Here is a 26,613-nt window from a genome sequence, read left to right as displayed (position 1 = left end):
ATGTTTTTAAAAAACGAACTACTCAATGAAAAAAATTTTAACTCTTTTTAGCTTTACTTTTTTACTTTTCTCTTGTCAGCAAACTGCAGAAAAACAAACTGTATCTAATACGTTATCTACAGAAGAAAAAATAGATTCTTCTCAAATTAAAACAATATTTAATTCTGCCTTAACAGAAGGTAAATCTTATGAATGGTTAAGAGATTTAACTCAAAATGTTGGAGGTAGATTATCTGGTTCTCCAGAAGCTCAAAAAGCTGTTGAATGGGGAGAAAAAGTAATGAAAGAAGTTGGTTTAGATTCTGTTTGGCTTCAACCTGTTATGGTTCCTCATTGGGTTAGAGGAGAAAAAGAAGTAGCAACTTATACTACAAATGGACAACAAAAAAATGTGGCTATTTGTGCTTTAGGTTTTTCTGTAGCTACACCAAAAGAAGGTGTCTTAGCAGAAGTTATTGAAGTAAAAAGCTTAGAAGAAGCCAAAGCTTTAGGTACCAAAATGAAAGGTAAAATTGTATTTTTTAATCGTCCTTTTGATAATACTTTAATTCATACTTTTAAAGCTTATGGAGGTTGTGTAGACCAAAGAGTAAGAGGAGCTGCTGTTTGTGGTGAGTTTGGTGCTAAAGGTGTTATTGTTCGTTCTATGACGAATTCTATTGATGATTTTCCTCATACAGGAACCATGAGTTATGGAGATTTACCAAAGGAAAAACACATTCCTGCAGCTGCAATTAGTAGCTTAGCTGCAGAGAATTTAAGTAAAGATTTAAAAGTAAACCCTAATTTAAAATTCTATTTTAAACAAAGTTGTGAAACTTTACCAGATGCACCATCTTTTAATGTGGTTGGTGAAATTAGAGGAACTGAAAATCCAGAAAACATTTTTGTTGTTGGTGGTCATTTAGATTCTTGGGATTTAGGTGAAGGAGCTCATGATGATGGAACAGGTGTTGTACAATCTTTAGAAGTTGCTTATTTATTTAAACAAAATAATATCAAGCCAAAGAACACAATTAGAGTAGTGTTTTTTATGAATGAAGAAAATGGAACTAGAGGTGCAAAAAAATATGCAGAATTAGCAAAACTGAATAAAGAGAATCATATTGGAGGTTTAGAATCTGATGCTGGTGGTCATACACCTAGAGGTTTTTCTATTGATGCAAATACTGCAAATACTACTCTTTTACAAAGCTGGAAAAAACTACTATCTCCTTATGGATTACATGATATAGAAAAAGGAGGTTCAGGTGCAGATATTAGCCCTTTAAGAGCAGAAAATGTAACTTTAGTAGGCTATAGACCAGATTCTCAACGCTATTTCGATTATCATCATACTAGTAGAGATACATTTGATAAAGTAAATAAACGTGAATTAGAATTAGGTTCTGCTTCTATGGCTAGTATTATTTATTTAATGGATAAGTATTTGTATAATGATACTCCTGTAAAACCTTAAGTTATGGAAACCACTGTTTTCATTTTAAAAATAATTTATGGTGCTTTTTTCTGTTTTGCAGGCATTATGCATTTTATAAAACCTAAATTTTTTAACGGTTTTATACCTAAAGGATTTCCTAAATTAGCGGTTAATTATATTGTTGGAATCTTAGAATTTGGTCTAGGTTTTTCGCTTTTTTTAGATAATTATTGCAAATTAGGAGCAATAGGCATCATCATATTACTATTTGGTTTATTGTTCATTCACATTTGGGATTACACAAAACCAAAACCAGCTATTGGTTCAAAAAAATTAGCATTTATTCGAATTCCATTTCAATTTGTATTGATGTATGGAGCGTATTTAATTTATTTAAACTCTTAAATATGAAAAAAATATTTTCAATTTTAATCTTATTACTAATTCTAATTTCTTGTCAAAAAGAAAAAGTAGATAGCATTGTAATCAATGCTAATGCATATACTGTAAATAATACTTTTGACAAAGCTGAAGCTTTTGCTATAAAAGAAGGCAAATTTGTAGCTGTTGGTTCAACAAAAGAAATACAAGATAAATATGATTCAGACAATATTATTGATGCTAAAAATCAAACTATTGTTCCTGGTTTAATAGATGCTCATTGTCATTTTTTACGTTTTGGAACGGGTTTACAAACTGCTGATTTAAATGGAACTAAAAGTTATGATGAAATTTTGGAGAGACTAGTTGCTTTTCAAAAAGAAAAAAATGCTGCATTTATAAAAGGGAGAGGTTGGGATCAAAATGATTGGGAAATAAAAGAATTCCCTACCAAAGAAAAATTAGATAAATTATTTCCAAATACTCCTGTTGCATTAACTAGAGTTGATGGTCATGCTTTATTAGTAAATCAAGCTGCAATTGATTTAGCAAGTATTACTAAAAACACCAAAGTTTCTGGAGGAGAAATAATTACAAAAAATGGAGAAATGACTGGCGTTTTAATTGATGCTGCTATGGACTTCATCAAATTTCCAGAAACTACAAAACAAGAAACGATTCAAGGTTTGCTAGATGCACAAGATATTTGTTTTTCTTACGGTTTAACCACTGTAGATGATGCTGGTTTAGATCAAAAACACATAGAGTTAATAGATAGCCTACAAAAAGCTAATCAGCTTAAAATGAGAGTGTATGCAATGGTTTCTGGAGATAAACAAAAACAAATAGACTATTACATTAACAAAGGAATTTACAAAACAGATTACTTAAATGTACGCTCATTTAAAGTTTATGGAGATGGAGCTTTAGGCTCTAGAGGAGCTGCAATGCGTGAATCTTATTCAGATAGAGATAATCATTTTGGAGCTTTAATTTATAGCCCAGAAAGATATCAAGAAATTGCTAGACAAATAGCTGCCTCAGAATTTCAAATGAATACACATGCTATTGGAGATTCTGCAAATACTTGGTTAACTAAAACCTATAAAGAAGTTTTAAAAGATGCTAAAAATAGAAGATGGAGAATTGAACATGCGCAAATTATATCTGCAGAAGATTTTAAAAACTTTGATAACATTTTACCTTCTATACAACCTACACATGCAACATCTGATATGTATTGGGCAGAAGATAGAATTGGTGCAGAAAGAATGAAAGGTGCATATGCATTTAAAGATTTATTAAAAGAATATGGCAAAGTAGCATTAGGTACAGATTTTCCTGTAGAGCAAGTTAATCCGTTTTTAACATTTTATGCTTCTGCTATTCGTAAAGATTTAAATAATTTTCCAAAAGATGGTTTTCAAATGGAAAATGCATTATCAAGAGAAGAAACTTTAAAAGGAATGACTATTTGGGCTGCCTATTCTAATTTCGAAGAAAATGAAAAAGGGAGTATTGAGGTAGGTAAATTTGCTGATTTTGTGATTTTAAATCAAAATATTATGGAAGTTAAAGGTGATAAAATACCTAAAACCAAAGCAGTTGCTACCTATTTAAATGGAGAAAAAGTATTTTAATTTTAACAAAATATTATTCAAAAAACATTACAAATTGTTTAATTTTAATGTGTTTATTTAAAACAATTGGCATTATTCTTGATGAAGAATAACAATAACAAAATCAAACATTTATGAAAAAAATAAATACATTTTTAACCATCTTAATATTATTTTTTACAGTATCGTTTTCTGCTCAAGAAAAAGAAAACATTAAACTTACAATAGCTGTAAAAGATGTAAATAATAATCCTGTACCTGGAGCTGTAATTTTAATTGACAATGTAAAACAAAAAAGAGTTGCAAATTCAGCAGGATATTTTAAAGTAAAACTAGATAAAACACCAAAAGAAATCACTGCATACTCTCCTCTTTTTGGAGTAAAAAAAGTAGCTTATTCTGGTAAAAATAATATCATTATAAATCTTGTTAATGGTAATAAAGATTTCGTCTCAAGTACTACAAACACTAAAGTTGGTGGTGCTATACAGTTTAGAGATATTTATGATTATCTAAGAGGTAAAGTTGCTGGTGTAAATGTTAGTGTAGGTAATATTATTACGATTAGAGGTAACAATTCTATTAATGGTAATAATACACCATTATACATTTTAAATGGGGTACAAGTAGGTGAAGAAACGTTTGCTAACATTGTACCAACTACTATTATTTCAGTAAAAGTATTAAAAGGTCCAGAAACTGCTGTATATGGAATGAGAGGTGCTGCTGGAGTTATAGAAGTTAAAACATCTATTGAGTAATATTTTACTCTTTCTAAAATAGATATAAAATCTATCAGTTCTTTATTTTTGAAATAAATGAATTGATAGATTTTACATTTGAACTACCTAAGAACTTTATAAAAGCAGAACCAATAATTGCTCCATTTGCATAAGCACAAGCAGTATTGAAGGTTTGTTTATCAGAGATACCAAAACCTACAATTAATTTGCTTTTTAAATTCATAGTTTTTATTCTTTCAAAATATGCAATTTGCTGATTTGAAATTTCACCTTTTGCACCAGTTATAGATGCAGAAGCAACTACATATATAAAAGCCTTAGTGTAATTATCTATCTTTTTAATTCTTTCTTGGGATGTATGAGGTGTTATTAAAAACACATTTGTAATTCCGTATTTGTCAAATAATTGTTGGTAATGATTTTCAAATTCAACCATTGGTAAATCAGGAATAATAACAGTATCTATACCACAATCAACAACTTTTTGGCAAAATTTATCTTCTCCATATTTTAGCATTTGATTTAAATACCCCATTAACACTAAAGGTGTTTTATTGGTCTCTTTAATAGTCATTAATTGATCGAAAACAATATCTAAATTCACACCGTTTTTCAGAGCAACTTGACTACTATCTTGTATAGTTGGTCCATCTGCTAAAGGGTCTGAATAAGGCAAACCCACTTCTATAAAATCTACTCCACTCTTTTCTAATTCAGTTATTACTTTTGTAGTATCAGTAAGCTCTGGATAACCACAAGTAAAATAAATTGAAAGAAGATTTTTATCTTTTTGTTGAAATAATTTTTGAACTGAATTCATAACTTACTCTTCTAAATGTTTAATATAAGTTTCTAAATCTTTATCTCCTCTACCAGATAAATTAATAACCACAACTTGATCTTTATTTAATTTCATTTTAGGTAAAACCGCTAATGCATGGGCTGTTTCTAAAGCTGGAATAATACCTTCTATTTTTGTTAATTCATAGGCTGCAGTTAATGCTTCTTTGTCTGTAGCATTCATAAACTTCGCTCTTCCACTTTCATACAAATACGCATGTAAAGGACCAACTCCAGGATAATCTAATCCTGCAGAAATAGAATAAGGCTCTACAATTTGACCATAATCATCTTGCATTAAAATGGTTTTAGAACCATGAATAATACCCACTTCTCCTAACTGAGAAGTTGCAGCACTTTCACCAGAATTGACACCTAAACCTGCAGCTTCAACAGCAATTAATTCTACTTCTTCATCATCAAAATAATGATAGAATGCACCAGCAGCATTACTACCTCCTCCAACACAAGCAATAATAGTATCTGGGTTTTCTTTACCTGTTTTTTCTTTTAGTTGCCATTTCATTTCTTCTGAAATAACCGCTTGTAAACGAGCAACCATATCTGGATGTGGATGTGGACCCACCACAGAACCAATTAAATAAAATGTTTCAGGATTTTGAATCCAATATCTTATAGCCTCGTTTGTTGCGTCTTTTAAAGTTTTAGAACCAGAAGTCGCTGCAACAACTTTTGCTCCTAACATTTTCATTCTTGCTACATTAGGTGCTTGACGTTGTATATCTTTTTCACCCATAAAAACAGTACAATCTAAACCCATTAAAGCGCAAACAGTAGCTGTTGCAACTCCATGTTGCCCTGCACCAGTTTCTGCAATAATATTTGTTTTACCAAGTTTTTGAGCAATTAAAATCTGACCAATTGTATTGTTTACTTTGTGTGCTCCTGTATGATTTAAATCTTCTCTTTTTAAATATATATGAGCTCCATATTTTTCTGATAATCTCTTAGCAAAATATAGAGGACTTGGTCGTCCAACATAATCTTTTAATAACGATTTATACTCTTTCTGGAATTCATCAGATTCGATAATTTGAATATAATTATCTTCTAATTCTTTTACATTTGGATATAACAATTCTGGTATAAATGCTCCTCCAAATTGTCCAAAATATCCGTTTTTATCTGGATGAAACTTTGATTTCATATCTCTATATTTTTCTTGAAGCTTTGTAGCTTTTGTGTATTTTTTAATCCTGGTTCTATTTCAAACTTACTATTTACATCAAGTGCATAAATAGGTAAATCTAAATTTAGTATTTCTTTTATTCTATTTTCATCATTTGGTCCAATTCCTCCACTTAAAAAGAAGGGTTTATCATATGGATATTTTGTTAAAACAGACCAATTAAAATGAATTCCATTTCCTCCTCTCTGCTCGCCTTTAGTATCAAATAAAAAATAGTCTACGACTTCTAAATAAGGTTGTAAAACCTCAAAATTAAATTCATCTTTAATTCCGAAGACTTTTATAATCTCTAAATTGTCATAAGATTTAGGTTTTTTAACTTTTTTTCTACCTTTATTTTCTTCTATTCTAGAAGATCTGCTAAATGCCAACTGTTCTCTTACAGTCTTTATATAGTCTACAGACTCATCACCATGTAATTGAATAGCATCTAATTGATATTCTTCTACAATAGACACTAAAATTTCTGGTAGTTCATTTACAAAAACTCCTGTTTTCTTAATATTAGTTGAAAGTTCTGGAATAATACCCTCAAAATTTCTTTTAGATGAATCATAGAAAATAAATCCCAAATAATCAGGGTTTAATTCAGCAACTTGCTGAATATTTTCTACGAATTTCATTCCACAAACTTTTAATTTCATATTATCTTATTTGATTGATAAAGTCTTGACATGCTTCACCTGGGTTTTCTTCTTTCATAAAACTTTCGCCAATTAAAAATCCTTGAAAACCAAACTCTTTTAAACCTGTAATGATTTTTGGATCAGAAATTCCACTTTCTGATACTTTAACACATGTATCAGGTATTTGATTTGCTAGTTTTATAGAATGTTCTAAATCAACTTCAAACGTTTTTAAATTTCGATTATTAATGCCTATAATTTTATTATCTAAATCATTAATCTTATCTAAATCTTCTTGAGTATGAACTTCATATAATACTTCTAAACCTAAATCTTTAGCTAAGTTTCCATAGTTTTTTAACTCAGTTGAAGTTAAACAAGAAGCAATTAATAAAATTACATCTGCGCCAATAGCTTTTGCTTCAACAATTTGAAATCCATCAACCACAAAATCTTTTCTTAATATAGGTTTAATTTGATTCGCAATTCTTGCTTCCATTAAATCTGCTATAGTACCTCCAAAAAAAGAAGTATCTGTTAAAATAGATTGCGCTGCTACATTTGCATCTAAATAACCATTGGTTACATCAGTTACAGTTGCTTTGTCATTAATAATACCTTTAGAAGGAGACTGTCTTTTAAATTCAGCTATAATTCCTGTTGAACCCACTTCTAATAAAGACTTTTTTAATGAAATTGGTGTTCTTTTAAATTTTGGGCTTTCTACTAATTTTTTTAAAGGTACATCTGCTTTTATTTTTGCAACTTCCTTCTTTTTAAATGCGATTATTTTATCTAAAATTGTCATATTATGACTTTTTATTTATTCTATTATTTCTGTAAATCAAAAAAAAGTAAACAATAATTCCAACTATTAAACCCACAATTGTTTGTTTAATAACTGTTTTAGTTTGAATACCAATTGCTGCACCCATCAATAGAAATGCTGGTATAATTAAAATTAAATTGTTCTTTTTTTTTGCCATTTATATACTTATTAATTTCTGTAAAGTTTCTTTAGCTTTTAAACCAAAAAGAGAATCTTTTGCCTCTTCAAATGCTAATTCAAAACTTTTGTTTTCATCCACTATTTTAAGTGCAAATGCAGCATTAGTTAGTACTACATTATTTTGAGCATCAGTTCCTTCACCATCTAAAATTGTTTTAAAAATTTTTGCTGCCTCTGCTACATTATTACCTCCAAAAATTTCTGATTGCTGAATTCTTTTTTGTCTTAAATCTTCAGGATTAATTAATTGTTCTCCTTGTTTTGTGAATATTTTAAAACCACTTGTTAATGAGATTTCATCATAACCATCTAAAGCGTGAATGATTCCATAATTAATATTTTCCTCTTGTAAGATATAATTATACAAACGTGCCACTTCTAAATTAAAAGTGCCTAACATATGATTTTTAGGCGAGCTCGGATTTACCAAAGGCCCCAACATATTAAAAAACGTTTTTAATTTTAAAGCTTTTCTTGTTGGTCCAACTGCTTTCATGGCAGGATGAAATTTTGGTGCGTGTAAAAAACAAATATTCGCTTTATCTAAATGCTTTTTTAGAGTGCTTTCATCATTTGTAAAATTATAACCAAAACTCTCTAACATATCTGAAGAACCAGACTGAGAAGACACAGAATAATTACCATGTTTTGCTACTTTTTGACCTGTTCCTGCAACTATAAAAGATGTTAATGTAGATATGTTAAATGTATTTTTTCCATCACCTCCTGTACCAACAATATCAATAGTATTGTAATCAGAAAAATCAACTTTAATAGCCAATTCTTTTAATGCATTTCTAAAACCAGAAAGTTCATCTACAGTAATTGGTCTCATCATAAAAACCGTCATAAATGAAGCTAAATGAGCATCATTATATTGCTCAGAAGCTATTTCAATTAAGACTTGTTTTGCCTCAGATTTTGACAATCTTTCATGATTAAATAATTTGTTTAAAATTGCTTTCATTTATGCTGAATTTATTTCAGTATCTTTTGTTATGATGCTGAATCAAGTTCAGCATTAGACACTTTACAAGCGTCTATAAAATTAGTAACCAATTGTTCTCCAACGTCTGTTAATATAGATTCTGGATGAAACTGAACAGCAGAAATTGGGTATATTGTATGTTCTATTGCTTGTATTCCACCATCTTCATCTCTAGCTGTAACTTTTAGTTCTTTTGGAAATTCTTCATCAGTTGCAGACCAGGAATGATAACGTGCAGCCATAAAAGTTTCTGGAATATTTTTAAAGATAACTGCTGATGAATCTGTAATTTTCATCTCTGTAGCTACTCCATGAAAAACATCGTCTAAATTGATGATTTTACCTCCAAAAACTTCTGTAATTGCTTGTAAACCCAAACACACTCCGAAAATTGGTTTTTTACCTGCATAGGTTTTTATTACCTCTTTTAAAATTCCTGCTTCATCTGGAATACCAGGTCCTGGAGACAACATAATAATGTCGAAATTTCCAACATCTTGAATACTGATTTCGTCATTTCTAAAAACTGCAGGAAATTTTCCTGTAATTTTCTCTACCATATGAACCAAATTGTAGGTAAACGAGTCGTAATTGTCTAAAATTAATATTTTCATAAATTAAGCTTTTAGCTCTTGGCTCTTGGCTTTTAGCAAAATACTAAAAGCAAAAAGCAAACAGCCAATTATATATTTTCTGCTAAAATCAACGCTTTTTTTAACGCTGCTAGTTTATTATTAACTTCTTGTAATTCTTTTTCTTCGTCTGAATGTATTACAATTCCTGCTCCTGCTTGGTAATACAAAGTCTTATTTTTACTCACAAAACTTCTAATAGCTATTGCCAAATTTACAGAACCATCTAAACCAATAATACCAACAGCACCTCCATAAAATCCTCTTGATTGATTTTCGTATGTATCTATTAATTGCATTGCTTTGTATTTTGGAGCTCCACTTAAAGTTCCTGCAGGAAAAGTATCACCTACAATCTCTATTGGATTACCCTTTAACTGACCAGAAACAGTTGAAACCAAATGAATGACATGACTAAAATATTGCACTTCTTTAAAAACCTCAACAGTTACTTCATCTGCATGTTTGCTTAGATCGTTTCTAGCTAAATCCACTAACATTACATGTTCTGCTGTTTCTTTTTTATCAGCTGATAATTTTTTACCTAACTGAATGTCTTTAGCCATATCTCCAGTTCTTCTGAAGGTTCCTGCAATTGGATTTATAGTTGCTTTGCCTTTTTGAATTTTTATCTGCGCTTCTGGTGATGAGCCCATTAATTTAAAAGAACCATAATCAAAAAAGAACAAATAAGGTGATGGATTTATTGAACGTAATGCTCTGTAAACATTAAATTCATCTCCTTTAAATTTTTGTTGAAATTGACGTGATAACACCAATTGAAAAACATCTCCTCGTTTACAATGTGATTTTGCTTTTTTTACATATTCAATAAACTCTTCTCCTTTTACATTCGAAGTTTCATCTCCAACAATTTCGAACTTTTGAGTATTAAAGGCTTGTGCATCAATAATAGTTTGAATTTCTTTAATTCGAGACTCTGTACCTTCTTCAACATTCTCTATCAAAGTCATTTCATCATTAAAATGGTTGATAGCAATAATAAATCTGTAAAAACTGTATTGCATTAATGGAATTGCAGACGGGGCTTCTTCAACATTTAGCGTAATGTTTTCAAAATACTGAACAGAATCATAAGTTGTATAGCCATACAAACCATTAAATGATTTTAATTCATTAGAGCAATCTAATTCAATTTGATTTGTATAGGTTTCAAAAATTGAATTAAAATTTCTTCCTATTTCTTTATTCTCTAACTCAATTCCTTTATGCGAAAAACTTAAATGATGATTTTCTGCTTTAATTGTAATTACAGGTTCTATGGCAATAAAAGAAAAACTTTCTTCTTTACTATGATAATCTGAACTTTCTAACAGTAATGTATTTGCGTATTTATCTCTAAATCTCAAATACAATCCTACAGGAGTAATTGTATCAGCAATCTTAGTTTTCGAAAATGTTTTAAAATTAATTTTTTTCATTTTTTATAATTGAAAAAGGCTTATCGTGAGATAAGCCTTTTATTATATTTATATATATAGGTTTTTTTCTCACTTATTTAAATAAGAGAGTTCCACCACCATATATTTTGTTGTTTTTGCATTGTGAAGCAAATTTAGAAAGGCTTTTTTATTTGTACAAGAATTCTTTCATGTTTTTTGTTAAGATTAAAAATGAAAAATTATAAGCTTAAGAAAACGTTTTCGAACTTTCATTTTTATAAATATTGCTTCTTATTTATTACAAATTATTACAAATATTAATCATTATGTAAAATATTTGTATAAAAACTTGTTATTTTACATTCAGAATGAGTGGTTGAATTTGAATTTATTGAATTAATTTCAGCGCCAATAATTTATTTCTTAAATTATTGGTGTTTTCATTTTAAAAAAATCGAATAAAATGTGTAAAAAACTTGCAAACGACTCAAATCTATCTATATTTGTCAGTAATTAATATTATATATGATTCGTAACAATAACAATAATAATTTCAATAATCCTGATTTTTAGGGAAGGAATTGTATTGTTTAAAATATATTAAAAACCTTCCAAAATATTGGAAGGTTTTTTCATTTTAAAAAAAGTACAACATGAGTAAAATAATGACTGTTGACATTTTGTCTAGCATTAAAGGAGCAAAAGAATCTAAAGCTGTAAGTAAATTATTTGAAGCTATTAAGAATGCAAACACAAGTAACAATAGCTTCAACAATTTAAATAAAAGTGCTGTGTCTTTAGAAGATTTGAGGGATGATGTTGTTATACACAGCTCAGTATTAGAAAAAAGCATTATCAAAGAGAACTTTCCAAAAGAAAAGAAAGGATACTTAGTTGTAAATAGAGTGATAGAGGAATAAATATGGAATCACAAATACACAAAATTCATCAACAATTGGTGAGTAAAGAAATTACATGTATGTCTTTAATTCAAGAAAAATTAAATGCCTTAAAAGAAAACACACACAATACTGTAAATTCTTTGTTAGATAAAATGGCTTTAGAATTAGCAGAAAGAGTAGATGCAAAAATTGAATCTGGGGCAGCAATTGGTTTATTAGAAGGTATCCCTTTTGGAATTAAAGATGTATATATGGTTCAAGGAACGTATACTACAGCTAGTTCTCAACTTTTAAAAAATTATAAATCTGCATATACAGCAACTGCAATTCAAAAATTATTAGATGCAGGTGCAATTCCTTTAGTAAAAGAAAACTGCGATAGTTTTGGTCATGGTTCATCATCAGAAAACACCATTTTTGGAGCCGTTAAGAATGCAATTAACCCTAATTTAGTTGGAGGTGGTTCTAGTGGTGGCTCAGCAGTAAATGTTGCCAAAGACTACACAGTTTTTTCTATTGGAGGTGACACAGGTGGTTCAATCAGACAACCAGCAGGATATAATAACGTCTATGGATTAAAGCCTACTTATGGTAGAATTTCAAGATTTGGATTAATGGCTTATGCCTCTTCAACAGATTGTGTAGGTCCAATTGCAAAATCAATAGAAGACATTAGAATTGTTGTAAATGTAATGAGTGGAAGAGATATTAAAGATCAAACTACTTATGAATCTAAAATAATTACTGATGGTAGTATTGCCAAAAACCAAGTTAAAACTGTTGGTTATTTTAAAAACTTCATAGAAAGTGATGCCATAAATCCAGAAATTAAAGAAGATTTTTTAAACACTTTAGAAACAATAAAAGAAAAAGGAATTCAGGTAAAAGCACTAGATTTCTTTGATTCTGATACTTTAGTTTCTACCTATTATACTTTAGCCATGGCAGAAACTGCTTCTAACCTGTCTAGATTAGATGGCACAAATTATGGAAATCGAATTGAAGGTGAAAATTTAAAAGACACTTATTCCATAACACGTTCAAAGAATTTTTCTGAAGAAACCAAACGCAGAATCGTTGGTGGAAATCAGGTATTATCTCAAGGTTTCTCTGATGAAATTTATTTAAAAGGACTAAATTTAAGAGATCAAATTGCTACCAATTTTGAAAACGACTTTAAAGAGGTTGATATCATTTTATCACCTGTTACACCAAATACACCTCCTATAATTGGAGATAGTTTAAAAGAACCATTAGCTATGTACTTATCTGATGCCTACACAGTTGGTTTTAGTTTAGGACAGTTACCTACGTTAACAGCACCACAAGGCACATCAACAGGAATTCAAATTACAGCAGCTAAAGATAATGATGAAAAAGTATTACAATTCGCTAACTTTTTAAATGATATTTTATAATGGAGTTAGAAAAATTAAATGAGCTTTTAAAAAAGCATGAGTTAGAGTTAGTGATTGGTTTAGAAACCCACGTTCGCTTAAACACAAAATCAAAACTATTTTGTTCATGTGCAAATCAAGAATCTGAACAACCCAACACAAATATATGTTCTGTTTGCACTGGGCAAATGGGTGTTTTACCTGCTGTAAATTCAGCTGCAGTAAAAAAAGCAATTTATTTTGGTAAAGCAGTAAAATCTACTTTCGAAAATGAAGTGATTTCTTGGGATAGAAAACATTATGAATATCCAGACAACCCAAAAAATATTCAAATTACTCAATTTCACAATCCTATAATTCCTGATGGTCAAGTTTCTTGTTTTAGAAATGATGGAAGTCAGTTTACCGTAAATTTAACTCAAGTTCACATAGAAGAAGATGCAGCTAAATTGATGCATGAAAAGAAGGTGTCTTTAGTCGATTTTAACAAAGCAGGAGTTCCTTTAATTGAAATTGTTACAGAACCTTGTATTCGTCATATAGAAGATGCATCTATTTACGCTCAATACATTCAGAGAATTGTACAAAACTTAAAAATTTCTGAAGCCAATTTAGAAAAAGGAGAATTTAAAAGTGATGTTTCTGTATCACTTAGAAAAAAACATTCGTATCAATTAAATCCTAGAACTGAAATCAAAAACTTGAACTCATTTAAGTTTATGATTGAAGCTTTAAAAGAAGAAGTTGAAAAACAACTGAACTATTATTTAGAAAACAAAGAGTTTAGGCCAGATCAAACTACAGTATTATTTGACGCTGATTTAAAGCAGACCAAAACAATGCGTAAAAAGGAGTTTGAAGCAGATTATCGATTTATATCTGAACCAGATTTGCCTTTTGTAAATATTAAAAATGTAGTTGAAAGTATAGATGTTGATGTAAGCTCTTTACCTTTTGCAGTAGAATCTATCTTAATTAAAGGAGGTGTTTTACCTCAAGATGCAAAGTTTTTTACAGCAGATGCTGTTCGTTCAGAAACTTTTATTGCTATTAATAATGTCATTAAAGATCCTTCTTTTGTGGCAAAAACTTTAGTAAATAATATTGCTGCAGATAAGTATGCAAATATTCATAGCATTACTCACTTAATTGAGATTTTTCAATTATTTAAAGAAGAAAAAATCACATCTGTTTTAGTTCAAAATGGAATTACTAGCTATTTAAAAGATAGAACTTTTGACTATAAGAAGTATTTTGATGAAAACACTATTTCAGAAAGTCAAATTAAAGACGCTGTTGCTAAAGTAGTTTCTGAAAATGAAGCTATTGCAAATGATATTAAAAAGGGTAACCAAGGAAAAGCAGGAATCCTAGTTGGTAAAGTCATAAAAATTATTGGCAAAGGTGCTTCTGGGAAAGTGATTCGTGAAGAGATTTTGTCACAAATTACTGTGGATAAAGACGGAAGTGTGAAGAATGAAGTTGGAAGTAACAAGTCATCAACCAACAAACATCAACCAAAAAACATCAACCAAGAGGAATTACCTAAAATTCCAATTGTAATTAAAGAACAATATAGAAGCCATAAAATAATTCAACTTTCAGAATCGAATATTAATGAAGAAGTGACTTTAGCTGGTTGGGTAGCCAGCGTTCGTGATCATGGAGAATTAATATTTATTGATTTGCGTGGTTCTAATAACGAGGTTTTTCAAGTTAGATTGAGTAGAGAAACTTTTCCGAATTTAGATGAATTAGTAAAGCTAAAACCAGAAACTGTAATTACAGTTAAAGGCATTATTGTTCAAAGAAAAGAAGATGATTATAACTCAAGTTTAAGAACTGGTAAAATTGAATTAGAAACCTCAGAATTAGAAATCTTAAACCTTTCTAAAACGTTACCTTTCGAAATTAAAAGAGCTACTAAAACTAATGAAACCACACGTTTTCAGTACAAGTTTTTAGATCATAGAAATGATGATGTTCGTAGAGCAATTATTAATCGTCATAAAGTCATAAAATTATTACGTGATATTTTAGACAAAGAAGAATTCTTAGAAATTGAAACACCTATTTTAACAGCAGGTACAGATGAAGGTGCAAGAGAATTTATTGTCCCAACAAGAAAACAAGCTGGTTCTTTTTACACCTTACCACAAGCACCTCAACAATTTAAGCAAATGTTAATGGTAGGTGGTTTTGAAAAGTATTTTCAAATTGCGCGTTGTTTTAGAGATGAAGATTCCAGAGGTGATCGTCAACCAGAATTTACTCAGTTAGATATAGAATTAGCCTATGCAAGTATGCAAGATATCATTGAATTAAACACCAAAATGTTTAATGAAGTGATTACAAAAATCTATAGCAAAAAATGGATTTTACATCCATTTGTAACACTCACTTACAAAGAAGCTATGGATAAATATGGTTGTGATAGACCAGATTTACGCTTTGGTTTAGAAATGCAAGACATTACAGAAATTGTTAAAGAAACTTCTTTTCAGGTTTTTAGCAAACCTATTGATGAAGGTGGAATTGTAAAGTGTATTAAAGTTTCTGCTGCAGAGCAAGGCAACAAACGTATGTCTAAAGGTCAAATTGAAAATTTAACAGCAATTGCACAACAACATGGTTTAGGAGGTTTAGCCTACATTATCGTTAATGAAAATGATTTACAATCGCCAATTATTAAGTTTTTAGGTGAAGATATTGCAGCTAATATTATCAAAGCAACCAGTGCACAAGTTGGAGATATTGTATTCTTTTCTGCTGCTGACTATGCAACTGCAAATAAAGCTTTAGATGCTGTTCGTCAAGAAATGGGACGTATTTTAAAATTGATTAATCCAAAAGAATTAAGACCTGCTTGGGTTGTTGATTTCCCAATGTTTGAAAAAACGGATGAAGGAAGATGGACGTTTACACACAATCCTTTTTCTATGCCAGCAGTATATGATTTGGAAAAACATATGAATGGTAAAGATGACGAAATAGGAACAATCATTGCCCAACAATATGACTTAATATTAAATGGATACGAAATTGGAGGTGGTTCTGTTAGAGCACACAAATCAGAAATTTTAGAAGCAACGTATAGAAATATGGGATACAATAAAGAAGAAATGATAAAAAGTGTAGGAACTATGTATAAAGCCTTTCAATATGGAGCACCTCCTCATGGTGGAATTGCTTGGGGTGTTGACAGACTTATGATGATTTTAGAAAAGAAAGCTTCTATTAGAGAAGTTATGGCTTTTCCAAAAACTGGGACATCAGAAGACTTATTATTTAATGCTCCTTCTCCTCTATCTGATAAAAAAGTAGAAGAAATGAATGTAAAAATTATGAGATAAGTTTTATTTTTGATTCAAATTCATATTTAATAATTAAAAAATCTCGCTTTTGCGAGATTTTTTAGTTTTCTAAAATAAATGACTTATTAAAAATAACAAACATCTAAAATAAAACTATTTTTAGGCGATTTAAGACACTTTTTTGTTTTTAACAAATGTTGATAATTTTAAAACAAAATCGCTAAAAACTCTTGAAATCATCTTATAAAATTGTAAATTTGAGTTAATAGAATTCGTCATGTAAAGACGTTTTTTTTATGAACCAAAAACTTAATAATTCACTTTTAAAATGAGCGAAGAAATAAAAAAAGAATATGATGCTTCCAGTATTCAGGCATTAGAAGGAATGGAGCATGTAAGAATGCGTCCATCAATGTATATTGGAGATGTTGGTATTAGAGGTTTACACCATTTAGTTTATGAAGTTGTAGATAACTCTATAGATGAGGCTCTTGCTGGTCATTGTGATAGAATTGATGTTACCATTAACGAAGATAATTCAATTACAACAAAAGATAATGGGCGTGGAATTCCTGTTGGTATACACAAAAAAGAAGGAGTTTCTGCATTACAAGTTGTAATGACTAAAATTGGTGCTGGTGGTAAATTCGATAAAGATTCTTATAAAGTTTCTGGTGGTTTACATGGTGTTGGTGTTTCTTGTGTTAATGCATTATCAGATCATCTAACAGCTACTGTTCATAAAGAAGGTAAAATTTGGCAACAAGAATACAAACGTGGTAAAACTTTATATCCTGTTAAAACTGTTGGTGAAACTGATTTTACAGGAACAATTGTTACTTTTTTACCAGACAAATCTATCTTTCAACAAACCACTGAATATAATTATGATACACTTGCTACTAGAATGCGAGAGTTATCATATTTAAATAAAGGAATTACCATTACTTTAACTGATAAAAGAAGAACAGATGATGAAGGCAACTTCATTTCTGAAACTTTCCATTCAACAGAAGGTTTATCTGAGTTTGTAAAATATTTAGATTCTACTCGTGAGCAACTAACAGCTGGAGTAATTTCTATGGAAGGTGAAAAAAATGACATTCCTGTAGAAGTTGCAATGGTATATAACACTTCTTATTCAGAGAATTTACATTCTTATGTAAACAACATCAACACTCATGAAGGAGGTACACATTTATCTGGTTTTAGACGTGGACTAACAAGCACTTTAAAGAAGTATGCAGATGAATCTGGATTATTAAAAAATGTAAAATTCGAAATTGCTGGAGATGATTTTAGAGAAGGATTAACAGCAATTGTATCTGTAAAAGTTCAAGAACCACAATTTGAAGGTCAAACAAAAACGAAATTAGGAAACAGAGAAGTAAGTTCTGCTGTTTCACAAGCAGTTTCTGAAATGTTGACCAATTATTTGGAAGAAAACCCAAATGATGCTAAAACAATTGTACAGAAGGTAATTTTAGCAGCTCAAGCACGTCATGCAGCACGTAAAGCCAGAGAAATGGTACAGCGTAAAACTGTGATGAGTATTGGTGGTTTACCTGGTAAATTATCAGATTGTTCAGAAACAGATCCTGCTCAATGTGAAATTTTTTTAGTTGAGGGAGATTCTGCAGGGGGTACTGCAAAACAAGGACGTGATAGAAACTTTCAAGCAATTCTTCCATTAAGAGGTAAAATCTTAAATGTTGAAAAAGCAATGCAACATAAAGTTTTTGAAAACGAAGAAATCAAAAACATGTTTACAGCTTTAGGCGTTTCTATAGGTACTGAAGAAGACCCAAGAGCATTAAATCTTTCTAAAGTACGTTATCATAAAGTAGTAATTATGTGTGATGCCGATGTTGATGGTTCTCACATTGCGACTTTAATCTTAACTTTCTTCTTTAGATATATGAGAGAAATGATTGAACAAGGTTACATCTACATTGCTACTCCTCCTTTATATTTAGTTAAAAAAGGACAAAAAAGAGAATATGCTTGGGATGATAACCAACGTGATTTAATAGCTCAAAAAATGGGTGGTGGAGTAAACATCCAAAGGTATAAAGGTTTAGGAGAAATGAATGCAGAACAACTTTGGGATACTACTATGAACCCAGAGTTTAGAACTTTACGTCAAGTAACTATTGATAGTTTAACTGAAGCAGATAGAGTATTTTCTATGCTTATGGGAGATGAAGTGCCTCCAAGAAGAGACTTTATAGAACGTAATGCTAAATATGCAAATATAGACGCATAATATTAAGCATATAAACTTATAAATCATCACACAAAAAATACACACTTTAAAATAGTGTGTATTTTTTTTTATCTTTACTATAATATTAATCAAACTAAAGAAAAATGAAAAAGTATCTTTTAATTATTGCAACTGTATTCGCTTTCAGCATCAATTCAAAAGCACAAGATGGAATAGAAAATATTCTTTTTGCTGATATTTCAGACGCGAATAAATTAACATTAGAATATTTAAGACCAGCATCAGAGGGTTTTATTTATGGTATGAGTAATGGTTGGTATCATACTGCCAAAGTTCATAAAATACTAGGATTTGATATTACCATCGGAGCTAATATTTCTACAGCACCATCATCAATGGAGACCTTTAATGTAAATAGTTTAAACCTATCTAGTAAGATAACTCAAAATCCATCAACCTCACCAACAGTTTTAGGTAGTGGAGTTGCAGTTACTAATGCTTTTGAAGTAACTATCCCTGCAAACTCAGATCCAAATATTAATGGAGGAGTACATCCAGAATTAAGAAGAAACTTTACAATGCCAGATGGTTTTGGAGATGATTTACCAATGAGTGGTGTCCCAACACCTGCAGTACAAGTAAACGTTGGTTTACCTTGGAAATTAGAAGCTAGTTTACGTTATGCTCCTGAAATTGGTGATGATGTAAAAGGAAAATTATTTGGTTTAGGTGTTAAAAAAGAAATCACTAGTTGGTTTGGACCTTTAGATAAAACACCTTTACACATATCAATTATGGCAGCCTTTACTAATATGACTGTTTCAAGCGTAATTGATGACCCATCAGGAAATGATGTAAATATTACAAATGGTTTAGGTGAATTAGATTTAAAATCTCATACAATTCAGGCTATTGCTTCTTTAAACTTTCCAATAATAAATATTTATGGAGGTTTTGGCTATATAGGAGGCTCATCATCTTTAAATTTAAGTGGTAGATATGAACTACAATACCAAGATGGTCTTGTAAATTATACAAGAATATTAAACGATCCATTAAACTTAGATTATGATGTTAGTGGATTTACTACAACTGTAGGTGCAAGATTAAGTCTTGGTTTCTTTAAAATATTTGGTAGTTACACTTTACAAGAATTTAATACTTATAGTGCAGGTATTGCTTTTAGTATCAGATAATTTACAATATTATACAAACTAAAAAGACATCTAAAAATGATGTCTTTTTTTATGATATATATCACAAAAAAATATTTTTTAAATCGTATTTTTGCAATAAATAAATTTTATAACAAAAAAATATAATAAGATGAAAATTACAGTTGTTGGTGCTGGAGCAGTAGGTGCAAGTTGTGCAGAATATATTGCAATTAAAGATTTTGCTTCAGAAGTGGTTTTATTAGACATTAAAGAAGGCTATGCTGAAGGTAAAGCTATGGACTTAATGCAAACTGCTTCTTTAAATGGTTTTGACACAAAAATTACAGGTAGCACAAGTGATTATAGCAAAACTGCAAACTCAGATATTTGTGTAATTACTTCTGGTATTCCAAGAAAACCAGGAATGACTCGTGAAGAATTAATTGGCATTAATGCAGGTATTGTAAAAACAGTTTCTTCTAGCTTAATTGAGCATTCTCCAAACACTATCATTATTGTAGTTTCAAATCCTATGGATACTATGACTTATTTAGTTCATAAAACAACAGGATTACCAAAAAATAGAATTATTGGAATGGGTGGTGCTTTAGACTCAGCTCGTTTTAAATATAGATTAGCAGAAGCATTAGGTGCTCCTATTTCTGATGTAGATGGAATGGTTATAGGTGGTCATTCAGATAAAGGCATGGTTCCTTTAACAAGATTAGCTACTCGTAACTCTGTGCCAGTTTCTGAATTTATTTCTGAAGAAAGATTAAATCAAGTAAAAGAAGATACTAAAGTTGGTGGAGCTACATTAACTAAATTATTAGGTACTTCTGCTTGGTATGCTCCTGGAGCAGCTGTAAGTGGATTAGTGCAAGCCATTGCTTGTGACCAAAAGAAAATTTACCCTTGTTCAACTTTATTAGAAGGTGAATATGGTTTAAATGACTTATGTATTGGAGTTCCTGTTGTTTTAGGGAAAGATGGTATTGAAAGTATTGTAGAAATTAATTTATCTGATGCTGAAAAAGCACATTTAGAAGAATCTGCTGAAGGAGTTTCAAAAACTAACGGATTATTAGAGCTTTAGACTTTATACATTAGACAAAAATAAAAATCCAATATTTTTAAAAATATTGGATTTTTTATTTTTTTATGCTTCCCACTTCCTACATCCTTCTTCATTCATTAACTTAATCCAGAGATAACTCCATTTTTATCAATACTCATATTTTCTGATGCAGGTTTTGCTGGTAGTCCAGGCATACGCATCATCTTACCTAAAATAGGAATGACAAATTGAGCACCAGATGCAATTTCTATTTCACGAACTGTAACTGTAAAATTTTCTGGTCTTCCAATTAGTGCATCATTATCTGAAAAAGACTTTTGAGTTTTTGCCATACAAACAGCAAAATCATTAAATCCTAACCTATCTATTCTTCTTAAATTTAATTGGGCTTGTTTACTATACTCTACATTAATGGCTCCATAAATTTCTTTAGCAATTACCTCTATTTTATCTTTTATTGGAGATTTCCAATCATATAAAGGTTTATAATTAGAAGCCTTATGTTCAACAACTTCTACAACAGCTTTTGCTAATTCAGTAGTACCTTCTCCACCTTTTTCCCAACCTTTAGATAAAACAGCAGTTACACCCAAATTAGCACATTTTTTTACGACAAAATCTATTTCTTCTTCAGAATCAGATGTAAAAGCATTTACTGCTACTACTGGTTCAATATTAAACTTTCTAATATTTTCTATATGTTTTTCAAGATTTTTAAATCCGTCTTTAACCTTTTCTAAACTTGGTGTATTGTAATCTTCTGATTTTGCTCCTCCATGATGACGCAAAGCTCTAATTGTTGCCACTAAAACCACACATTTTGGGTTTAGTTTTGCAAATTGAGATTTAATGTTTAAAAACTTTTCTGCACCCAAATCTGCACCAAAACCAGCTTCAGTTACTACATAATTAGATAATGATAATCCCATTTTTGTAGCTATAATTGTATTTGTACCTTGAGCAATATTAGCAAAAGGACCTCCATGAATAATTGCAGGATTTTCTTCTAAAGTTTGCACTAGGTTTGGCTTTATAGCATCTTTTAATAAAATAGCCATAGCATTTTCTGCCTTTAAATCTTTAGCAAAAATGGGTTTGTTGTCGTAAGTAAATCCTATAAATATATTTCCTAATCGTTCTTTTAAATTTTCTAAATCTGATGCCATACATAAAATAGCCATAACCTCAGATGCTGGTGTTATATTAAAACCATCTTGTCTTGGAACTCCATTAGCTGTACCTCCTAAACCAATAGTGATGTCTCGTAAAGAACGATCATTCATATCTATAACTCTTTTCCAAAGAATTGTTCTAGGGTCTATATTTAGGTTATTGGTTTTACTTTGAATATTATTATCAATTAATGCAGAGAGTAAATTATTAGCTTTTTCAACTGCATTAAAATCGCCAGTAAAATGTAAGTTGATATCTTCCATTGGTACCACTTGTGAAAATCCTCCACCAGCTGCTCCACCTTTAATTCCAAAAACGGGCCCTAAAGATGGTTCTCTTAAAACAACTGTAGCTTGTTTTCCTATTTTATTTAATCCTTCTGTTAAACCTATAGATGTAGTTGTTTTTCCCTCTCCTGCAGGAGTTGGTGTTAAAGCAGTAACTAAAACTAAGTTGTTTTGTGCTATTTGTTCATCATCAATTAATGATAAAGGTAACTTAGCTTTGTATTTACCATACATTTCTAAATCATCTTCTTTTACATTTATTTTCTGAGCAATTTCTTTAATGTGTTTCAGTTCTTTTGACTGTGCTATTTCTATGTCTGATTGATATTTCATACTATTAATTTGAATAATTAAATATAGTCATTTTTTAAGTTTCTTATTTTAATTTTCATAGTTAAATAAGAATGTAACTTCTAAAGTAAAAGCAATCTTTTTTTAATATATTTGGGCCATGAACGCAAAATGGTACATTAGTACACTTTTTTTTCTATTTACACTTTTTGGAGCTTTTCATGAAGAAGTTTCTACACCTAACCAAGAAATTATTTTAGAATTTGTTGATGTAGAATCTAATAAAAATGCAATAGATATAACTATTGCTAACATTAAAGAAAAGCTTTTAAATGCTGGCGTAAGCAACATAAATATTAATAAAGCTAAAAATGGTAGTTTAAAGATTTCTTATTTTAGTAATGTTGATGTTATTACTATAAAAAAAGTACTTCAAGAAAATATTTTAATCGTTCATCAAGACTCAAAAAACAATCAAAAAGAAAAATTTGTTTTTGATTATAGCCTAGACGTTTATGAATTAAATAAAGAGATTAACAGTTCTAATTTAAATGACAGTTATGTTTTAGAACATCAATTTATTTCTGATAGATTCATAACTTCAGACTATCAAGTACTTCTAAAATCGTTTGATGATCATCAAACTCATCAACAAGTAAAAACAAAATATAGAGTAAATAAAAATATTTTCTTAGTTAAAGAAATATCTTCTTGCACAAAACCAGAAGTAAGAGCTGGGCCTTTTTATTTATTTTCTTAAAACTAAAAAAGGTGCATATAAGCACTATAAATTACTGAGACTCATCTCATCATCAAATAAAACAAACATAAAAAACAATTGTCAAGTTTTTAAAGAAGCTATATATTTGCTCGTTTTAAAAATTACAGACAAACAAATCATTTAAAAATGCAAAATAAAGGACTTATAAAAGTATTTGCAATCCTTTTTGGATTGGTAAGTTTATATCAATTATCCTTCACTTTTTTAGCCAATAAAGTAGAAGACGAAGCTAACGTTTATGCAGAATCTAAAGTTTCTGATAACGATGCTAGAAAAAAAGCAAACCTAGAGAGAAAATATCTTGATAGTGTAGCAAATAAAGACATTATAAACCTAGGAATAGCTCAATATTCTTATAATGATGTTAAAGACAAAGAAATGAACCTTGGTCTTGACTTAAAAGGTGGAATTAATGCTATTTTACAAGTTTCTGTAAAAGAGGTTTTAAAAAGTTTATCTAATGAGTCTAAAAACGAAGTTTTTAATAATGCTTTAACTGCTGCAGACGAAAGATTAAAAAACAGTAATGATACTTATTTAAATCTGTTTTTTGAAGAATTTGAAAAAATTGCTGGAGACACTAAATTAAGTGATCCTTCTATTTTTGGAACAAAAGCTTTAAGTGAAAAAATTGCTTTTAACGAAGAAAACGCAACAGTAAAAGAAACTTTACAAGAAGAAATTAATAGTTCTATAGGTACTGCTTTTGAAGTATTAAGAAGTAGAATTGATAAGTTTGGTGTAACACAACCAAACATCCAGAGAATTGGAAATTCAGGTAGAATTCAGATTGAATTACCAGGAGCAAAAGATATAGATCGTGTTACAAAATTAATTACAAGTAAAGCTGAATTACAGTTTTGGGAAGTATATAGTAATGCAGAAATGCAAAACTTTTTCTTTGCTGCAAATGCTAAAGTTGCAGAATTATTAAAAGATGATTCTGAAATTGAAAAAGAAAAAGACTCAGTTAAAAAAGATGATATTGATGATTTATTAGGAGAAACTGCAGATTCTACTAAAGTTCAGAAAAACTTATTTACTTATTTATTACCTAATGTTGCTCAATCACAGCAACAAGTTAGCTCTTTAGTTGCTCAAGCAAGAGTTTTAGATACTGCAACTGTTAATGATTTATTAGCTAAAAAAGAAGTAAGAGCTTTATTACCATCAGAAGTTAGATATGCTAAGTTTTTATGGGATTATAAACCTTTTGATAACAAAAATGTTGATGAAAATACAGAGCAATTTATTGGTTTATATGCTATAAAATCGAATAGAAAAGGGAAACCAACTATTGAAGGTGATGTAATTTTAGATGCAGCTCAAGTATTTGATCAATTAAACAAGCCAGAAGTTTCAATGACTATGAATAGTTCTGGTACTAAACAATGGGCAAAAATGACTGCAGATAATGTAGGTAAATTTGTTGCTGTTGTTTTAGATGATTATGTATACACTGCTCCTTCTGTAAATCAAGCAATTACTGGAGGTAGAACATCCATTTCTGGTGGAAGCATGACTGTTGCAGAAGCAGAAGATATTGCAACTGTTTTAAAAGCGGGTAAATTACCTGCAGCTGCAAGAATTATTCAAGCAGAAGTTGTAGGACCATCTTTAGGTCAAGAAGCAATTAACGCGAGTTTCTTATCATTTGGTTTAGCTATTATTTTAGTTTTACTTTGGATGATTTTATACTATGGTAAAGCAGGTTTATATGCAGATGTTGCCTTAGTTGTAAACATCTTATTTATTTTCGGAATTTTAGCATCATTTAATGCTGTATTAACGTTACCTGGTATTGCTGGTATAATTTTAACTATTGGTATGTCTGTGGATGCCAACGTTATTATTTTCGAAAGAATTAAAGAAGGATTATTTAAGAAAAAAGGATTAAAGCAATCTGTAGAAGAAGGGTTCTCTGTAAAAGGAGCTTTATCTGCAATTATTGATGCCAATATTACTACTTTATTAACAGGTATTATACTTTATGTTTTTGGTACAGGGCCAATTAAAGGTTTTGCATTAACATTAATGATTGGTATTGCAACTTCATTATTTACAGCAGTTTTTATTACTCGTATTTTAATTGATGGTGCAGTTAATAAAGGAACTAACTTAACATTTAACACCTCTTTTTCTAAAGGATGGTTCCAAAATATAAATGTAGAATTCTTAAAGAAACGTAAAATTGCATACTTTATCTCTGGTGCTATTATTATTGGAGGGTTAATATCTATTTTTACCATAGGATTAAAACAAGGTGTAGACTTTAAAGGTGGTCGTTCTTATGTTGTTCGTTTTGATCAAGATATGAGTGCAACAGAAGTTGCTGGTACTTTAAAAGATGCATTTGGTACAGCTCCAGAAGTAAAAACGTATGGTACAGATAATCAATTAAAAATAACAACTGTATTTAGAATTGATGAAGAAGGTGTAGAAGTTGATGAAGAAGTACAAAACACTTTATATACAGGTTTAAAATCTTACTTAGGTGATTTGTCTTACGAAAACTTTAAGCCAGGATTTGAAAAAGAAGGTGCAGGAGTAATGAGTTACGTTAAAGTAGAACCAACAATTGCAGATGACATAAAAACATCAGCATTATATGCAGTATTTGGATCTCTATTAGTAGTTTTCTTATACATCTTATTACGTTTTAGAAAAGTATCATTCTCTATTGGTGCAGTAGTAGCTGTATTCCATGATGTATTAATTGTATTAGGTGTTTTCTCTATCTTCTATAAGGTAATGCCTTTTGATATGGAGATTGGTCAATCGTTTATAGCAGCAATTCTTACAGTAGTAGGTTACTCATTAAACGATACTGTGGTTATATTCGATAGAATTAGAGAATTTGCTGGTATACATACAAAATGGCAGTATAGTGAGGTAGTAGATAAAGCATTAAGTTCTACATTAGGAAGAACTATAAATACTTCTCTTACAACTTTACTAGTTATGTTAGCAATATTTTCTTTTGGTGGAGACTCAATTAGAGGATTTATGTTTGCATTAATTGTAGGTGTAGCAGTTGGTACATATTCTTCTTTATTTGTAGCAACACCAATTATGTATGACACTTCTAAAAAAGAAGAAAAGAATAAATAATTCTTTTTATAAATAATAAAAAAC

General features: G+C 30.0%; 21 protein-coding genes. 12 read left to right on the top strand and 9 right to left on the bottom strand.

Annotated features, from left to right (window positions below; translation table 11 throughout):
• The first annotated feature begins 25 nt into the window (after positions 1-25).
• From ACFOWD_RS06145 to ACFOWD_RS06130, 4 genes are all read left to right on the top strand, one after another.
• Positions 26-1,459, top strand: coding sequence for a M20/M25/M40 family metallo-hydrolase (locus ACFOWD_RS06145; RefSeq protein WP_377408980.1), 1,434 nt, complete (start codon positions 26-28; stop codon positions 1,457-1,459).
• 3 nt (positions 1,460-1,462) lie between these two features.
• Positions 1,463-1,825 (top strand): DoxX family protein, encoded by a 363-nt coding sequence (locus tag ACFOWD_RS06140; RefSeq protein WP_377408978.1) that lies wholly within the window; start codon positions 1,463-1,465, stop codon positions 1,823-1,825.
• A gap of 2 nt (positions 1,826-1,827) precedes the next feature.
• Positions 1,828-3,441, top strand: a complete 1,614-nt coding sequence (locus ACFOWD_RS06135) for an amidohydrolase (protein WP_377408976.1) — start codon at positions 1,828-1,830, stop codon at positions 3,439-3,441.
• Positions 3,442-3,554: 113 nt separating this feature from the next.
• Entirely contained in the window at positions 3,555-4,181 is a 627-nt protein-coding gene (locus ACFOWD_RS06130; protein WP_298991957.1) for a TonB-dependent receptor plug domain-containing protein, read from the top strand.
• A 34-nt stretch (positions 4,182-4,215) separates the two neighbouring features.
• Here ACFOWD_RS06130 and trpA read toward each other — a convergent pair whose 3' ends face one another.
• The 8 genes from trpA to ACFOWD_RS06090 all read right to left on the bottom strand — a co-directional run bounded on the left by trpA (position 4,216) and on the right by ACFOWD_RS06090 (position 10,910).
• The gene (gene trpA, locus ACFOWD_RS06125) at positions 4,216-4,983 is read right to left on the bottom strand and encodes a tryptophan synthase subunit alpha (RefSeq protein ID WP_377408974.1); all 768 of its coding nucleotides are present in this window, start codon (positions 4,981-4,983) and stop codon (positions 4,216-4,218) included.
• A 3-nt stretch (positions 4,984-4,986) separates the two neighbouring features.
• Positions 4,987-6,171 carry a tryptophan synthase subunit beta gene (trpB, locus tag ACFOWD_RS06120; protein WP_377408972.1) on the bottom strand — a complete coding sequence of 395 codons (1,185 nt, stop codon included), beginning with the start codon at positions 6,169-6,171 and terminating at the stop codon, positions 4,987-4,989.
• Positions 6,168-6,857: a phosphoribosylanthranilate isomerase gene (locus tag ACFOWD_RS06115; RefSeq protein ID WP_377408970.1), complete on the bottom strand. Its 690-nt coding sequence runs from the start codon at positions 6,855-6,857 to the stop codon at positions 6,168-6,170. Before ACFOWD_RS06115 ends, trpB begins: the two co-directional genes overlap by 4 nt.
• 1 nt (position 6,858) lies before the next feature.
• Complete coding sequence (trpC, locus tag ACFOWD_RS06110) at positions 6,859-7,647, bottom strand: indole-3-glycerol phosphate synthase TrpC (RefSeq protein WP_377408967.1); 789 nt, start codon at positions 7,645-7,647, stop codon at positions 6,859-6,861.
• Between the two features lies 1 nt (position 7,648).
• Positions 7,649-7,825: a hypothetical protein gene (locus tag ACFOWD_RS06105; RefSeq protein ID WP_298991942.1), complete on the bottom strand. Its 177-nt coding sequence runs from the start codon at positions 7,823-7,825 to the stop codon at positions 7,649-7,651.
• The gene (gene trpD / locus ACFOWD_RS06100; RefSeq protein WP_377408965.1) at positions 7,826-8,815 is read right to left on the bottom strand and encodes an anthranilate phosphoribosyltransferase; all 990 of its coding nucleotides are present in this window, start codon (positions 8,813-8,815) and stop codon (positions 7,826-7,828) included.
• Between the two features lie 29 nt (positions 8,816-8,844).
• Positions 8,845-9,450 (bottom strand): anthranilate synthase component II, encoded by a 606-nt coding sequence (locus tag ACFOWD_RS06095; RefSeq protein WP_377408964.1) that lies wholly within the window; start codon positions 9,448-9,450, stop codon positions 8,845-8,847.
• A 68-nt stretch (positions 9,451-9,518) separates the two neighbouring features.
• Positions 9,519-10,910: an anthranilate synthase component I family protein gene (locus ACFOWD_RS06090; protein WP_377408962.1), complete on the bottom strand. Its 1,392-nt coding sequence runs from the start codon at positions 10,908-10,910 to the stop codon at positions 9,519-9,521.
• 614 nt (positions 10,911-11,524) lie between these two features.
• Here ACFOWD_RS06090 and ACFOWD_RS06085 point away from each other — a divergent pair.
• From ACFOWD_RS06085 to mdh, 6 genes are all read left to right on the top strand, one after another.
• Positions 11,525-11,791 carry a hypothetical protein gene (locus tag ACFOWD_RS06085; protein WP_377408961.1) on the top strand — a complete coding sequence of 89 codons (267 nt, stop codon included), beginning with the start codon at positions 11,525-11,527 and terminating at the stop codon, positions 11,789-11,791.
• Between the two features lie 2 nt (positions 11,792-11,793).
• Complete coding sequence (locus ACFOWD_RS06080; RefSeq protein WP_377408959.1) at positions 11,794-13,191, top strand: amidase family protein; 1,398 nt, start codon at positions 11,794-11,796, stop codon at positions 13,189-13,191.
• Entirely contained in the window at positions 13,191-16,523 is a 3,333-nt protein-coding gene (gene gatB/aspS, locus ACFOWD_RS06075) for a bifunctional amidotransferase subunit GatB/aspartate--tRNA ligase AspS (protein ID WP_377408957.1), read from the top strand. Before ACFOWD_RS06080 ends, gatB/aspS begins: the two co-directional genes overlap by 1 nt.
• Before the next feature lie 289 nt (positions 16,524-16,812).
• On the top strand, positions 16,813-18,750 hold the full coding sequence (gyrB, locus tag ACFOWD_RS06070; RefSeq protein ID WP_298991919.1) for a DNA topoisomerase (ATP-hydrolyzing) subunit B: 1,938 nt from the start codon (positions 16,813-16,815) through the stop codon (positions 18,748-18,750).
• Between the two features lie 104 nt (positions 18,751-18,854).
• Entirely contained in the window at positions 18,855-19,907 is a 1,053-nt protein-coding gene (locus ACFOWD_RS06065) for a DUF6588 family protein (RefSeq protein ID WP_298991916.1), read from the top strand.
• A 130-nt stretch (positions 19,908-20,037) separates the two neighbouring features.
• Positions 20,038-20,964 (top strand): malate dehydrogenase, encoded by a 927-nt coding sequence (gene mdh, locus ACFOWD_RS06060; RefSeq protein WP_377408955.1) that lies wholly within the window; start codon positions 20,038-20,040, stop codon positions 20,962-20,964.
• A 98-nt stretch (positions 20,965-21,062) separates the two neighbouring features.
• Here mdh and ACFOWD_RS06055 read toward each other — a convergent pair whose 3' ends face one another.
• The gene (locus ACFOWD_RS06055) at positions 21,063-22,739 is read right to left on the bottom strand and encodes a formate--tetrahydrofolate ligase (RefSeq protein WP_377408953.1); all 1,677 of its coding nucleotides are present in this window, start codon (positions 22,737-22,739) and stop codon (positions 21,063-21,065) included.
• 118 nt (positions 22,740-22,857) lie between these two features.
• Between ACFOWD_RS06055 and ACFOWD_RS06050 the strand changes: the two genes are divergently transcribed.
• Together ACFOWD_RS06050 and secDF are read left to right on the top strand one after the other, a co-directional pair.
• A complete protein-coding gene (locus ACFOWD_RS06050) occupies positions 22,858-23,457 on the top strand; it encodes a hypothetical protein (RefSeq protein ID WP_377408951.1) in 600 nt (199 codons plus the stop codon).
• Between the two features lie 147 nt (positions 23,458-23,604).
• The gene (gene secDF, locus ACFOWD_RS06045; RefSeq protein ID WP_377408949.1) at positions 23,605-26,589 is read left to right on the top strand and encodes a protein translocase subunit SecDF; all 2,985 of its coding nucleotides are present in this window, start codon (positions 23,605-23,607) and stop codon (positions 26,587-26,589) included.
• Positions 26,590-26,613 lie beyond the last annotated feature (24 nt).

Origin of the sequence: Polaribacter marinivivus (assembly GCF_042651285.1) — a bacterium.
In the GTDB taxonomy this organism is placed as follows: Bacteria; Bacteroidota; Bacteroidia; order Flavobacteriales; family Flavobacteriaceae; genus Polaribacter; species Polaribacter marinivivus.
This window is presented reverse-complemented; position numbering and strand designations above follow the sequence as displayed.